The organism is Bacillus sp. S/N-304-OC-R1, assembly GCF_019749375.1.
In the GTDB taxonomy this organism is placed as follows: domain Bacteria; phylum Bacillota; class Bacilli; order Bacillales; family Cytobacillaceae; genus Cytobacillus.
Map to the genome: position 1 here is coordinate 324,851 of NZ_JACWFE010000004.1, position 13,024 is coordinate 337,874.

The 13,024-nt window shown below is 33.4% G+C and carries 17 protein-coding genes; 15 read left to right on the top strand and 2 right to left on the bottom strand.

Annotated features, from left to right (window positions below; all coding sequences use genetic code 11):
* The first annotated feature begins 208 nt into the window (after window positions 1-208).
* The 12 genes from H0173_RS06685 to H0173_RS06740 all read left to right on the top strand — a co-directional run bounded on the left by H0173_RS06685 (window position 209) and on the right by H0173_RS06740 (window position 8,291).
* Window positions 209-1,024, top strand: coding sequence for a hypothetical protein (locus H0173_RS06685; protein WP_221845559.1), 816 nt, complete (start codon window positions 209-211; stop codon window positions 1,022-1,024).
* The gene (locus tag H0173_RS06690) at window positions 991-1,440 is read left to right on the top strand and encodes a CPBP family intramembrane glutamic endopeptidase (RefSeq protein ID WP_260631059.1); all 450 of its coding nucleotides are present in this window, start codon (window positions 991-993) and stop codon (window positions 1,438-1,440) included. The genes H0173_RS06685 and H0173_RS06690 overlap by 34 nt, the downstream gene beginning before the upstream one ends.
* 630 nt (window positions 1,441-2,070) lie before the next feature.
* Window positions 2,071-2,577 (top strand): hypothetical protein, encoded by a 507-nt coding sequence (locus H0173_RS06695; protein WP_221845560.1) that lies wholly within the window; start codon window positions 2,071-2,073, stop codon window positions 2,575-2,577.
* A gap of 267 nt (window positions 2,578-2,844) precedes the next feature.
* Complete coding sequence (locus tag H0173_RS06700) at window positions 2,845-3,087, top strand: hypothetical protein (RefSeq protein WP_221845561.1); 243 nt, start codon at window positions 2,845-2,847, stop codon at window positions 3,085-3,087.
* Between the two features lie 32 nt (window positions 3,088-3,119).
* Window positions 3,120-3,509 carry a CPBP family intramembrane glutamic endopeptidase gene (locus tag H0173_RS22680; protein WP_396021192.1) on the top strand — a complete coding sequence of 130 codons (390 nt, stop codon included), beginning with the start codon at window positions 3,120-3,122 and terminating at the stop codon, window positions 3,507-3,509.
* Window positions 3,472-3,615, top strand: a complete 144-nt coding sequence (locus H0173_RS06710; RefSeq protein WP_221845699.1) for a hypothetical protein — start codon at window positions 3,472-3,474, stop codon at window positions 3,613-3,615. The genes H0173_RS22680 and H0173_RS06710 overlap by 38 nt, the downstream gene beginning before the upstream one ends.
* Before the next feature lie 493 nt (window positions 3,616-4,108).
* Window positions 4,109-4,612: a TetR/AcrR family transcriptional regulator gene (locus H0173_RS06715; protein WP_221845563.1), complete on the top strand. Its 504-nt coding sequence runs from the start codon at window positions 4,109-4,111 to the stop codon at window positions 4,610-4,612.
* A 133-nt stretch (window positions 4,613-4,745) separates the two neighbouring features.
* On the top strand, window positions 4,746-5,639 hold the full coding sequence (locus H0173_RS06720) for a hypothetical protein (RefSeq protein ID WP_221845564.1): 894 nt from the start codon (window positions 4,746-4,748) through the stop codon (window positions 5,637-5,639).
* A 21-nt stretch (window positions 5,640-5,660) separates the two neighbouring features.
* Window positions 5,661-6,104 carry an ABA4-like family protein gene (locus H0173_RS06725; protein ID WP_221845565.1) on the top strand — a complete coding sequence of 148 codons (444 nt, stop codon included), beginning with the start codon at window positions 5,661-5,663 and terminating at the stop codon, window positions 6,102-6,104.
* A 314-nt stretch (window positions 6,105-6,418) separates the two neighbouring features.
* On the top strand, window positions 6,419-6,637 hold the full coding sequence (locus H0173_RS22685) for a TIGR04104 family putative zinc finger protein (protein ID WP_221845566.1): 219 nt from the start codon (window positions 6,419-6,421) through the stop codon (window positions 6,635-6,637).
* Between the two features lie 312 nt (window positions 6,638-6,949).
* Window positions 6,950-7,519 (top strand): nucleotidyltransferase domain-containing protein, encoded by a 570-nt coding sequence (locus H0173_RS06735; RefSeq protein ID WP_221845567.1) that lies wholly within the window; start codon window positions 6,950-6,952, stop codon window positions 7,517-7,519.
* Window positions 7,520-7,655: 136 nt separating this feature from the next.
* Window positions 7,656-8,291, top strand: a complete 636-nt coding sequence (locus H0173_RS06740) for a serine hydrolase (RefSeq protein WP_221845568.1) — start codon at window positions 7,656-7,658, stop codon at window positions 8,289-8,291.
* A gap of 362 nt (window positions 8,292-8,653) precedes the next feature.
* Here H0173_RS06740 and H0173_RS06745 read toward each other — a convergent pair whose 3' ends face one another.
* Both H0173_RS06745 and H0173_RS06750 read right to left on the bottom strand, forming a co-directional pair.
* The gene (locus tag H0173_RS06745) at window positions 8,654-9,286 is read right to left on the bottom strand and encodes a LysE family translocator (RefSeq protein ID WP_221845569.1); all 633 of its coding nucleotides are present in this window, start codon (window positions 9,284-9,286) and stop codon (window positions 8,654-8,656) included.
* 249 nt (window positions 9,287-9,535) lie between these two features.
* Window positions 9,536-10,222: an ArsR/SmtB family transcription factor gene (locus H0173_RS06750; protein ID WP_221845570.1), complete on the bottom strand. Its 687-nt coding sequence runs from the start codon at window positions 10,220-10,222 to the stop codon at window positions 9,536-9,538.
* Window positions 10,223-10,368: 146 nt separating this feature from the next.
* On the opposite strand from H0173_RS06750, the gene H0173_RS06755 reads away from it, so the two are divergent.
* The 3 genes from H0173_RS06755 (at window position 10,369) to H0173_RS06765 (ending at window position 12,951) form a co-directional block, all read left to right on the top strand.
* Window positions 10,369-11,268: a DMT family transporter gene (locus H0173_RS06755; protein ID WP_221845571.1), complete on the top strand. Its 900-nt coding sequence runs from the start codon at window positions 10,369-10,371 to the stop codon at window positions 11,266-11,268.
* Window positions 11,269-11,449: 181 nt separating this feature from the next.
* On the top strand, window positions 11,450-11,770 hold the full coding sequence (locus H0173_RS06760; RefSeq protein WP_221845572.1) for an antibiotic biosynthesis monooxygenase family protein: 321 nt from the start codon (window positions 11,450-11,452) through the stop codon (window positions 11,768-11,770).
* Between the two features lie 206 nt (window positions 11,771-11,976).
* A complete protein-coding gene (locus H0173_RS06765; RefSeq protein WP_260631060.1) occupies window positions 11,977-12,951 on the top strand; it encodes a DUF2268 domain-containing protein in 975 nt (324 codons plus the stop codon).
* Window positions 12,952-13,024 lie beyond the last annotated feature (73 nt).

Consider the following 13,024-nt stretch of genomic DNA (forward strand, 5'->3'; position numbering starts at 1 on the left):
GAGAAATTTCTCCCTTTCTAAGAGACCCATTAGCCAAATAAACCGTTCATACCAAAGCACTTGGAGAAGGTCTATTTTGCTGAAGAATAAATATTATTTCTAAATTTGAATGTAATTATTAGACAGCTTAATTGGCTATTTTATAGTAAATTGTTATACTTTACCCAAATAATGTAATTCATACAATGACTTAAGGGGAATCTAAAAATTGAGAAATGTTTATTGGGTTTTGGCGGGTATCTTAGTATCTCTATTGATAAATGCTTTTATTTTAGAAACGAATATCTATAAACAATATAATGATTTTATCAACGACTTAATATTTTTGTTTATTGGATTATATTTATTATATTTTCATTTTACAAAAAGACTAAAAGGCTTTATTTTGTTCACTTTTCCAATTATCTTATTCTGTTTAACACCTATGATATCAACGATGCTGAGTAATTTTTTTAAGGATAACTATACTCTGTTTTCTATTTTTGCAAACTCCCTATCTTGTATTTTATGGAGCTTCATTCTTTTAAAATTAACAGACAAAGTTACTTTTGATCTAAAAGCTAGTAGTAAAAGTGTTATCGTGTCTCTTTCATCAATTATTATTCTTTTTGCTTTTCTTAGTATATTTTTTAATACATATCAGACACCCATTGTGAATGCAGCGAAAATACTACGGGAATATTCACACGGTTTACTAAATTTCGATTTGTTAATAAATGCAAGCTTGTTTCTAATCGTTTCATTTATATTATTTTTAATCATTCCATCTCGTTTATTCAAGAGGGTGATTCATGAGGTAGTCCATTTAGATAAAATAAAAGTAGGATTTGTCTATTTACTAATCATTTATTTAATTTCTAATGGTTTTGTTCTTGGAGTAGAACTGCTTTCAAACCAACCGCTTTCTAGCTTGATAGCAGATGCAGGCATTTTAAATTTAGTTGGCTCATTTGTAGGGTTGCTATTTGGGTCGCTCTCTTTGAGGAAGCAATGTTTAGACTTTTTTTACCCGTCTTCCTTGTAATACTTTTAAGTAATTACTTTAAAAGAAAGCATGCAATCTTCCTTACTATGTTAATAAGCTCGGTATTATTTGCTTTTGTTCATACAATAACTGGTTTTGGTGGCTTTGAACAACTAAATTATGAAGAGGCTATTAATCGTCTTTTTGGGTTATTTTTAATGGGGCAAATATTTATTTATCTATATATAGTAACAAAAAATTTATGGATACCCATTATAGTACATGCACTTAATAATTATGGACTTCCATTATTTTTATTTGTTGATTTTTCTAATTATTCATTTGTAAATGTAATTTGGGTAATTGTGTTTACTTCAATTATTTTAATTCAGAATCAAAGTAAAACTTCAAGTTATAAAGAAAACATATTAACACCAAATTCAATGATAAATGAGGATGGTAAAGCTGTTAACTAACCAAACGGGGATATTTACATAAAGGGTGGTATAATCATTTTCAGAGTTTATTTTTATTCGAAAATTTGTAAAATCATATATTTAAGCTAACTGATGTTAGTTTAACTGGGGATAACTGGTTTTTAGATTCGAGGATAATTGAAGTTATTCCATTAAAGGGCGCTTTTCTTAAATAAGGAAAACGTCTTTCCTCATGAAATGGGCCATTATGTGAAAAAGGACTAAGGGTCTGGAATGAAGAATAAATATCAGTATATGGGCGGTTAGCAGTGTGGGGGTGGTATCTTGAAACGCATTCTCATCGGCATTTTGATGGTAATAGTTATCCTTATGGCTATGTATTTATTGACTACTCCTAAGGTGTAAACAGTATCTACTTATTCATGAATAGGGCGCAATTCCGTAACAAGATTTGTGTTATTTCATTATGTTTTAGGGCTTTGGTTGAATTACCCCTTATAAATGAATTAGATATATATGTTAAATTGACAAGCGGAATAACAAAAAACTTTTTCATTAAAGGTCGGTATTTTTGAAGCACTCTGTGAAGATATGGGGGTATTTTGATCTGAAACTAAACAGTGAAGAGGAAAAGACATTCGAAAATTGTATAAGGCTCAAAAGGTGGCTTTGTATTGGTTGTTAGGACTAATTTATTCGGCATTTATAGGTTTACAGCTGGGAAGAGTCCAGGCAATTGCAGATTTCAATTATTCATTACATGAAATAATGTACCTACCTTTCAATTTAGCAGTGTTTATTGTCCCAGTTATCTTTCTTATCTACTTATATTTTTTAATTAAATATTTTCGAAAAAGAGGAAGCGTAAAAGTAAAAGAAAATCTTAAAGCAAGTATAAAAGCTGCTGTTATTATTATCTCTGTCATTACAATTTTATCAATAATAAATCATCAATTTCATGAAGTATCAACTGGAGGAGTATTCAAGCTTGAAGAGAAGCTTCAAGAGAAGGGGAAGTATTATTTAATATTCGATGATAAAAAAATAAAGGTTTCTATGAATGAATACAAGTTAGTTAAAGTTAATGAAAAGTATATTGTGAACTTTATTTGGAACTTAAAAACTCCTAATGAAGGTAAGCTTACAACAATTGAACCAATGAAAGAAAAGGAATAGAACTGCGAGTTTCAAAGTCATATTCCAATGAAGGGGGCAATGCTAGAAGAGGAATTGTGCCTTTTTAGGTAATTGGGCCAGATTGTGGAGGATGTAGTTAGCATTAATTGAGGTGAACCGTATCATATATGTAGAAAAAGCAAGCAGGTAATTTCATTTTAATTATTGAAGTAATAATGGTGGAATAAAACCAAAAGCCACCTATCTAGAACTTAATTAAATTAAGGGGGCTCATGTTGTGATTGAACATTCAACGGGGTGAAAACTATGAGGATTAAATCAATTGTTTTTTTTGTGTTGCGTTTTTTGCAAATGCTGCCATGGATTGTGGAAATTGTATTTGGAGCGGTGAACACATCACCTTTGTTATGGGTGCTTGCTGCATGTATATCCACATGGGCAATAATAAAAATTACCAGGTGGACAAACAGAAAGAAATTAGCGAAGATTCGTTTCGATCTTGGCGGTTGGAAGAAACGCACGGTTTTGTATAGTTCTTACTTGGGTTAATTTCGTATGGAATGGTTTTTGTCATCAGATGGATGTTAGGCGGATTCGAGGTAGGTGGAATTCCTGCAATTTCCCAGATAGCACTTGCTGCAGCTATAAATCTGTTTACTACTTTTTATATAGCTTTGACGGAGGAAGTTATTTTTCGCGGATTTGTATTCTCGTCGCTTCGTGAAGAGCATTCAATGTTCATCTCTATAGTCTTTTCTATGTTTCTTTTTATTTTGTTCCATCTCCCAAAATGGGAATCACTTTTGTCATCGCCATATCTATTTCATCTTATTGCCTCTGGAATAGTTTTCACTTTGATATACATAAAATCTACTACTTTATGGCACAGTATAGGTCTTCATTGGGGATGGAATATGGGGGCATTTGCATTGAGTGACAGTCGTATTTACGGAAAAACACAGCTCTTATGATTGGTCGGATCCAGTTGCGTGGGTGTCTGTTGGCGTAAATATCATACTCATAGTTATGATTATCAATCTATACCAAAGGCGGCCATCCGCTCGATTAAATCAGTAATATGAGACTAGTCAAATAGGCAATCATCGTTCACATTAAATTTCAAGTGTGCCCGGGGACTCACGCTAATTGAGAAATGATGCTGGAGTGATTGATTTATTAGGTAGTTTCTCAAAAAGTCTGCGGTTTGTCTCATAAAATATGGGGATCCTTGTTTTATTCCTCATCAAGGTGCGTTATGGAGAGCCTATTAAATAAGCAGCAAGGTTATTCGGTATAAAGGTTTAATATTCATACTTCACCAAATACGAACTGGCGCTTTTTTGAAATAAGGAAAGCGTCTTTCTTCATGAAAAGGGCCATATAGTTGAATAAATTAACCATTTACCAACCTCTTCAAGAGTAGACACAGGACAGAAAATGAAACGATTGCTGTACTTAGCAATCTGTTTTTACAATATTGACATTGATTTAAAGTGAAAATAACTCTTGAATTTTTTTCCACATCTTTTTATAATTTATTTATTAATAAATAATTGAGGAGTGGGAAGTATTGACTGGCCACGAAAATCGCAAACAACAAATTATCGATAAAGCGGTAGGACTATTTGCAGAACTTGGATATTATAAAACAACTACAGCTATGGTGGCTAAAGCAGTAGGAGTTACACAACCGTATGTGTTTCACTTTTTTAAAAATAAAGAAGAGCTTTTCAAGGCTGTTTATGACAGGGCAATGAATCGAATATATGAAACGTTCACCCAAGTTGAAGCACCTCCTGATCGATTAATGGAGACGATGGGGCATGCTTTTATTCAAATCATGGAAGCCCATAGAGATGAGGTTCTCATGGTCATGCAAGCTCATGCCATTTCTGAACCTGAGATTCGTGATTATGTGAGAAAGCAGTTTCAGATCATACATGAAACTATTGTCGTGAAGTTTAAATCGGCAGGAATTTTGAAAGCGGAGGAAGCAGCTTCACAATTTATTGGATCAGGACTCTTAATTACGGTCTCAGAAGTTTTAGATTTACCACAATTACTCTGTTTTTAATCAAAGAAACCAATCAAACTATAAAAACGAAATAAGGCAGAAGAAAATCTGCCTCTTTTATTCTAATTTTTTTTATTTATTAATAAATAAATTTTAATTCCATTCAAAAATGAAAGAAAGGAATGATTTATTGATGAAAGCGAGTAATGGAAAGGTTGATATTTCTGAATTGAAGCTATTTAGAGGAGAAAAGCTGCTCGTAATGATTAGTTTGCTCGGGTTTTTACTTGCAATTGGGGTTGCTCTTTATATCGGAATATTTGGGAATGTGGTTTTACCAGAAGGAAGTTTAGATCGTGCGTTTTCCTTTGACGCAGCAATCGCATTGTTTCTTTTGTCCATAGCAGCCATTTTACCAATATCGGGTCTAAGTTTACGCAAACGTGCTGCTGCTCGTTGGTTTTTTATTCCTGCAATTCTCTATGCTTATGCGATCGAAACAATTCAGCAATTTCGCGGGATAAATCCACGATTTTCAAAAACTGGTTCTAAGACAGCCGATATAATTGCTGGTGCTTTATTCGGGCTTGATTCGCTATTGATCATCCTTGTAGTTGTGCTGATTGCTATCTCGTTCTATCGCAAAAGACAGGCGAATGAACGTCCCCTTGTAGTTCTGGGCATCCGGTATGCATTTCTATCCGTCATGTTTGCCTTTGCTTCTGGTTTATGGATGATTGTTATGCAAAGTAGATATACAGGGGATTCAGGAAACCTAATTGTCCTCCATGGTCTTGGTTTTCATGCTTTGCAAGCATTACCGCTGTTAGGATGGTTATCCGAGAAGGCACGAATTGAAAATCAGTACGCACGACGGCACATCCATTTTGGGAGTTTAGCTTGGACTATATCTATCCTGTTGATTGCTGTACAAACAGCCTTAGGACGTACCGTTTTTGAATGGACTGCACTTCCAATCCTTTCAGGCGTTATGCTACTTATCTGGTTTGGATCAGTTGTTACAATTGTAATTAATCTTATTTGGCCGAAGACGGTGAATCTCGATACATCATCGCACAGTGATTAATCAAAGGAGGGGATATTAAAGATGTATGAAAAGTTATTTTCTCTTGCAAGCTTAGTTATGCCATTTTGGATTGTCTTAATAATCGTTCCGAAATGGCGAGTTACACGGTTTCTAGTGAATAATGCCGTTTTTCCTATCTATCTTGCCGCACTTTATGTTATTGGAATAATCATTACGATTGCAGGATCTGGATTAGGATTCGTCCATAATTTTGGTTCTGTAGAGGGTGTCACTAAATTGTTGTCTCAACCGAACTTCGCTATACTTGTCTGGCTTCATATACTTTGTTTCGACCAGACTATCGGTCATTATGTTTTTAAGGATAACATGGAACACCGATATTTACCCATACCGGTCCAATCAATTATCTTATTCCTTATCCTAATGTTCGGCCCTCTTGGATTTTTGTGTTATCTAATACTGCGAAAAATACTGAAAAAAGAGAAGAAGATTTTTCATGTCTAGACCAGTCGCGAAAGCCACACTATATATAACCACATCTTGTCGTATCATAAATTTAGTTTTGAAAGTACAAAAAACCGACTATCTTAAAGGAAGCCCTTTTATGTTCAATTTCATCACTGTATATAAACCAGCTTTCTGTTTGTATGAAAAAAGCTGTCCAGAAATGGCCACTGGATGTTAAAGAAAAGCACTCCTATTCGGAAACGTTAGCTTACAATTCACCCCTACTTTATTCTACAATCGGGCGCTTATCTGAAATAGGGAAAAGCGTCATTCTTTATGAAATGGGCCGGAATAGTGTGGTGGTGTATTCAATGCAAAAGTGTAAGAACTGTAACACGCAATTTAGTTGGAGTAATATATATAAATCTTTATGGTGGGGGTATAAACCAATTGAATGTGAAAACTGTAATACTGAACATAGAATAACAGTTCTTGGAAGGTTAATATTTGTATCTTTGACTATCATACCAATGCTGATGTTTGGATATTTTTTTTACCCTTTGATAATGCTTTTGCAACAATGGGTGTAGGGATTGCTATTTTAATAATCGGTTCTCTTTTTACACCATATTTTGTTAAATACAAAAAGCTAGCTCAGTAATCATACTTCAACTAAAACAGTAATAAGCTACTCAGTTATTCCATTAAAGGGCGCAATTCTTAAAAAGGAATTGTACCTTATTCAATAATAGGGCCATTTAATTGAATAACTCTTTAGCCAAGTGGAGATTGTGAAGACATGTACTTAATCTAACGGAGTATGATAGTTGAATAAGGCAAAGGAGATTCGAGTACAGAAAGAGAATAGATATTATGTAACATTTTCTTTGGGGGAATCTTATATGTCATTTGAACAATGCCTGGGTATTAATTCATTAATGTCAGGCTTTGATAGAAAGTGGTTTTTTGCTGGCGGATGGGCGATTGACCTTTTTATTGATAAACAAACAAGGGAACATAACGATATAGAGTTTGCTATTTTTCGAAAAGACCAACTATATCTAAAAGATTATCTCAAAGAATGGGAGTTCCAAAAGGTCATTAAAGGTAAGTTCCATATTTGGGAAAATGAGTATTTAGGGTTACCAATTCACGAAATACACGCTTCGAATATGTTAAACGGCGACAAAATAGAAATTCTTCTTAATGAAACCAAAGAAAATGATTGGATATACAGGAGAGATTTAAGGATTTCTTATCCACTCAATTCCATTTGCAGTATTACTAAAACAGGTATTCCGTACCTTAATCCAGAAATTGTACTTTTATATAAGGCTAAAAACACAAGAGAAAAAGACCATCAAGACTTTATCACCATAAAGGATTATCTCGATGATGAGAAGAAAAAATGGCTTCGAAATGCTTTAGAAATACACGAACCAGAACATATGTGGCTTCAATTTTTAATTTAAGTTTGATTAACTAAGAATGGCGATGGCTGAATAGGGCTGTCGCTTCTTTAACTATTGGGCAGGTTTCTTGAAGAAGGAGTAATTTTACAAAAGAGAGAATAAGTAAATAAATAATAGTTAATAGTGAGGTATTAAAATGCAGAAGGTTCTTGAGAAAATAAGGGAAATAGAATCAGGTGAAGTTGGAATTATTATTTATTCAGTATCAAAACAGGATATATTAGGTTCATTAAATGAAGAATTATCAGTTCCTCTTGCTTCTTCTGCTAAAGTTGCAATTGCTTTTTGTATAGCAAAATTAGTCGAAGAAAAACACTATAATTGGAATGATATTGTAGGGGAGATTAATTTTAATCCAGAAGAAGTTAGTAATGAAATATATCCTCACTTACAAAACAGAAAGACCTTGGCATTGCAAGATGCCGTTGAAGTGATGATAGCCTGTCATGATAGTTTCGTTGCGAATAGAATCCTTCAATATTGTGGAGGATTGGAAAAGATTAATAAAAAAATTAAATCATTTTTTAAAAATATAAATATTACCCAAAATCCAAAGGATTTAGATAATAACGGAGAATTGAGTCAGATGTTAGAACTTTTGCGATTAATATATCAAGGGTACAAAAATAATCCCGAATTATGGATTCCAATTATTAAGGGTTTAGTTAGGCAACGAGGTGAAATAGAAGGAATACCAGCCCATTTCTTAAATCATATGACTGGTGGATTAGATAATGTTGTAGTTGATATTGGGATAATAGGAGATATATAGATTCCTTTAGTTGAACAGCGGGATTGCTTCGGCGATCCTGTTTTTTATTGAGCTATCATGAAAATAAGTATCCCTTTAGACATTAAAATAGGAAATACTTAAGAAGACCCTGCTCAATCGTCAAAAAAAGAGGTGGGCGTGACTGGATTAAGGTCAGTATCAGTATTGATAGTTAACCCATTTCCATTCTTTGTGGTGCAGCTCTGCTGAATGGTAACGGGCAGGTTTGTCGAATAAGATGGTTAGCGAATCCCTATTATGGTAAAGAAAAGAAGCCCTTCTGAGGTACCTCTGAAGGGCTTCTTTCTATATATGAATCAACTTAAATTTGAATATTGGTAGGGGGCATTCTTAGATTAAGTTTAGTTAGGGGCTTTTGTTTGCAGTAGTTTAATCCCCATGCCGATAAAAATTATTCCTGTAATTTTGTTTAAAATCATTCCTATTTCTTGGTTTCCTCTAAGTTTTTTTGTAACATAAGAAGAAAAATAAGCCACAAATAAACACCATAACAACCCAGTGGTTGTAAAGGTCAGTCCCAAGATGAGAAATGGAACGGGTCCAGAAGCCTTTGTTTCTATGAATTGTGGAAGAAACGCAATAAAAAACAAAGATACTTTTGGATTTGTAAGACTCGTCAAAAGTCCTTGCACATATAGTTTCTGTATATTTAGTTTGTCGGATGCAGCTGCCTGAAACGCTAAATTGGACTTATCAAGTAACATGCGAATCCCTAAATACACTAAATACATAACACCTATTATCTTAATGGTATTAAATAAGAAAACAGATTTAACAAGTATCATTGATAAACCAAACGCAACGAACAACGTGTGAGTCAAAGAACCAGTAATAATACCCAAAACAGAATATACACCAGCTTTTCTGCCTTGTGACATACTTCTCCCAACGATATACATCGTATCTGCACCTGGAATTAAATTCAACAAAATTCCTGTTAGTAAAAATACTTCATAATGAATTATTCCGTACATATTAATTAAGCACCTCTTTCTATTTTTAGGGTGCCCTTATTGATAATACAGCATCATCTATGAAAATAAAAGTTTTTTTATGTAGCTATTCCAAAATTGTGAAAAAATGCACTTAAACTATCGGAGCAGGGTAGCGTAATAAGAATGGCTAGAATGTTATAAAGAAAGGACAACAAAAACACTTTCAGTATAGAAAGTGTCTTTTATTATAGTCTGTAAAACATTAGTATGAAACAGGGAACTTTACATCTAAATTTCTAGTCCAAAAAAGTCTTTAAAGCCGGATTTTCCCCGGGTAGTAATAACGATTTCTCGAGAATTTGCTTTAGTCTCTATCCAACCCAATTCAATATACCTTTCAAATAAACCATTTCCTAAAGCACCTCCCAAATGATGTGTACGTTCACTCCAGTCAAGACATGAATGAGAAAAGGAACGGCGCTTTTTAGATAAACCAACTAAATCTACTCCCAAGTCTCTAAAAAAGAGTTCTCCCTTTGCTGATACTATAAACTTTTTATTGCATCTCTCTAAATATCCTTCCTCTTGCATTATATTTGTTAAATTAACACTTACACGTCCAGCTAAATGGTCGTAACAAGTTCTTGCATTTTCTAATCTTTTTAATTGACTAGATTGTTTTAAAGATCGAACTTCAGGTGGAGGAGAAATGGACATAAATATCTCAAGGGTATTTGCTACCTCATCATTTGCTATTCGAAAATATCGAAATCGTCCATTTTTCTCACTGATTACAAGGTTATTTTCTTCTAGCTTTGCAAGGTGAAAACTGGCTGTCTGGGGTTTAATGGTGGCCATATATGCTAGTTCACTTGCTGTATGGAATTTCCCATCCATTAAAGCTGCCAGTATGGTTGCTCTTGACTTTTCTGCAAGTAGAGCAGTTAGTGCCGTAATATTCGGATGTATACTCATTTTTGAACACCTCTGTAATCCATACTTCGATAAATATCGTATTATATAGGTTTTATAATAATACTAAAGAGACCTATTCACAAGGTAGGTGGAGATTTTTAATTTTAGAGGAAAATAAAAAATTTGTCTGGGAGGGGACGGTATACATGAAAAAATACAACTTTTTTACATTAATTATCTTGACTACTGTTTTAATGGGTTCATCTTTTGCCATAGGAAAAATAGGATTAGGCTACTCTTCTCCTTTGTTATTGGCTGGGTTACGTTTTTTTCTGGCTGGATTTATCATGACTGTTATCGTGATGATACAAAAAAGACCACACCCTAGTGGCATGAAAAATTGGGGAAGAGTGATAATAATAGGATCTCTACAAACAGTGGGGGTAATGGGATGTATATTTATAAGTCTAAGAACTATAACAGCCAGTGAATCTTCTATTTTAACTTTTATGAATCCGTTATTAGTCATTATTTTTGGCACTGTTTTAATGGGTAACCGTTATAAATGGTATCAATGGAGTGGAGTTGTCTTAGGCTTCGTAGGTGTAGGGATTACATTAGGCGGCATTAATGATTTTAGAATAGGTTTAGTGTTTGGAGCTTCTTCCTCTGTTTTTTGGGCTATTTCCACTTTATTAGTTAATAGGTGGGGTCGGAGTTTCGATACATGGGTACTATCTGCCTATCAAATGCTATTTGGCGGAGGCATTCTTATATTTTTAAGTATATTACTGGAAGAACCTTTCTTTCATATTAATAAGCATTCTATATTTATTCTCCTATGGTTAAGCATAATGTCTTCTATTGTTCAATTTGCGGTTTGGTATTTCCTTTTACAAAAGGGAGATCCAGGTAAAACAAGTTCTTATTTATTTCTAGCTCCCTTTTTTGGTGTTTTGACTGGGAGTGTATTGCTAAATGAACCTATTTCCTATTCGCTTATAGCTGGGGGAACATTTATTTTAATCGGCATCTATCTTGTAAATAACAATTTTATAAAAGAAGAGGTAAACAATACTGGTTACCTTCTAAATAAAACAAAGTAATAAAAAATTATATTGAGGAGCAACTAAAGGTGAAGAATAAAACCTGGAAGGATTACTTTCATGAAATAATTAAGGCATTGTTGCTTTATAAATAAGTATTTTTATTGGAGCTTCTTAGTTTTATCCAATAAGTTAAACTAGCCAATCAATCTTAATTAAGAATAAATGGAGGATACATTGAATGTCTGTTAATACAAAAGAATTTAAAGAATCTTACTTTGTAGTAATTTTTTCTTCACAAAGATCAGAAGGTGAAAATGGATATGGGAAGATGGCTCAAGTAATGGAAGATCTAGCTTCAAGACAACAAGGATTCTTAGGAATTGAAAGTGTAAGAGATAATGAGTTAGGAATTACTATTTCATACTGGGAGTCTCTAGAAGATATAAAGAGATGGAAAGAGAATACAGCTCATAAGGCGGCTCAAATAAAAGGGAAAAAAGAATGGTATAAGAACTATAAAGTACGAAAGATGGAAAGAGAGTATTCTTTTGAAAGGTAATTTTATAAGAATTAAGTGATATTATGCGTGAGGTAAGATTTTAGTTATTCCATTAAAGGGCGCTTTTCTGTAACAAGGAATAGCGCTTATTTTCATTAAAGGGCCAGATTGTTGAATATAGTAATTGCATAAACCACGGAATTTTGAAATAATTATTACGATTCATAATAATGGTAAAAATGTTTAATTTAGGAGGATGCGCATTATTGAAGAATAAGAAGAAGATTGCTATCGCAATTTATATTTTAGTAATTTTACTTCTGCTGGTCGCTTGTTCCCAAAGGGAAATAGACAATAATAAACCAATGGAGAAAGGTACCCAGATAGATGATGACAGTATCATTATGGTATTTGAACATCCTGATACCAAAGAGAAATTTAAAATAGTAAAAGCTTATAAATTATTTAATAACTTTATTAGTAAAGCTGAAGATATCTCTGATAAATCCTCTTTGGAACTTTATAAAAAAGATGTGATAGAACCTATATATAATGATTGTTTTGCAAATGGTGAACATCTCCATATGGCCAATTCAATTCTGCATACAGCCCCTGATAACCTCAATGACATTAAGCGATTAACTGAAAAAATAGAGAGTAAAGAAACGACCAAAATAATTAAGGAAGCCCTACTGAAATCATCGGAGATATTGCCTTATGAAAAGGAAACAACTGTTTGTGTGTTCCCATTCACAAATCAAAACTTTGGTTCCATGGTAACAGTTGGTTCGGGAAAGATTACGGTTCTTTATAATAAGTATTACACAGATGAGGTACTAAGGGCTGGGATCGCACATGAATACCACCATAGCTATTGGACTGAAAACCATCTGACTAAAAATATGTCATTTTCAGTTCTAGATAACCTTATATTTGAAGGGAAAGCTGTCACGTTTGAGAAATTAGTTTATCCAGATATTGATTTCACCCCTATTTATTCAAGTTTCAATACAGGGTATTGGTCTCAAATTGAACCTGATCTTATAAAGCATAATTTACAAAGATCATTAGAAATCCTTCTAGGTGGAAATGGCCTTCCCAGAAATTATGGTTACAGTGAAGGTTACAAAATGGTACAGTCATATCTTGATTTAAATCCTGATATAACACCAAAAGAGTGGACGGGATTAAGTGCAAAAGAGATTTATGAAGAAGGAAATTATTTGAAGAATTATCGCTAATATTTTTTTAAAATATGTGCAGTTTAGTACAATAAAGGTAATTAATAATTCAGGATGTACTTATTTAAAAAGC

Bases quoted from the DNA above. Each gene is read 5' to 3' on its own strand.
- H0173_RS06690 (WP_260631059.1), top strand. From the start codon at position 991: ATGTTTAGACTTTTTTTACCCGTCTTCCTTGTAATACTTTTAAGTAAT.
- H0173_RS06700 (WP_221845561.1), top strand. From the start codon at position 2,845: ATGAGGATTAAATCAATTGTTTTTTTTGTGTTGCGTTTTTTGCAAATG.
- H0173_RS22680 (WP_396021192.1), top strand. From the start codon at position 3,120: ATGTTAGGCGGATTCGAGGTAGGTGGAATTCCTGCAATTTCCCAGATA.
- H0173_RS06720 (WP_221845564.1), top strand. From the start codon at position 4,746: ATGAAAGCGAGTAATGGAAAGGTTGATATTTCTGAATTGAAGCTATTT.
- H0173_RS06725 (WP_221845565.1), top strand. From the start codon at position 5,661: ATGTATGAAAAGTTATTTTCTCTTGCAAGCTTAGTTATGCCATTTTGG.
- H0173_RS22685 (WP_221845566.1), top strand. From the start codon at position 6,419: ATGCAAAAGTGTAAGAACTGTAACACGCAATTTAGTTGGAGTAATATA.
- H0173_RS06735 (WP_221845567.1), top strand. From the start codon at position 6,950: ATGTCATTTGAACAATGCCTGGGTATTAATTCATTAATGTCAGGCTTT.
- H0173_RS06740 (WP_221845568.1), top strand. From the start codon at position 7,656: ATGCAGAAGGTTCTTGAGAAAATAAGGGAAATAGAATCAGGTGAAGTT.
- H0173_RS06745 (WP_221845569.1), bottom strand. From the start codon at position 9,286: ATGTACGGAATAATTCATTATGAAGTATTTTTACTAACAGGAATTTTG.
- H0173_RS06750 (WP_221845570.1), bottom strand. From the start codon at position 10,222: ATGAGTATACATCCGAATATTACGGCACTAACTGCTCTACTTGCAGAA.
- H0173_RS06755 (WP_221845571.1), top strand. From the start codon at position 10,369: ATGAAAAAATACAACTTTTTTACATTAATTATCTTGACTACTGTTTTA.
- H0173_RS06760 (WP_221845572.1), top strand. From the start codon at position 11,450: ATGTCTGTTAATACAAAAGAATTTAAAGAATCTTACTTTGTAGTAATT.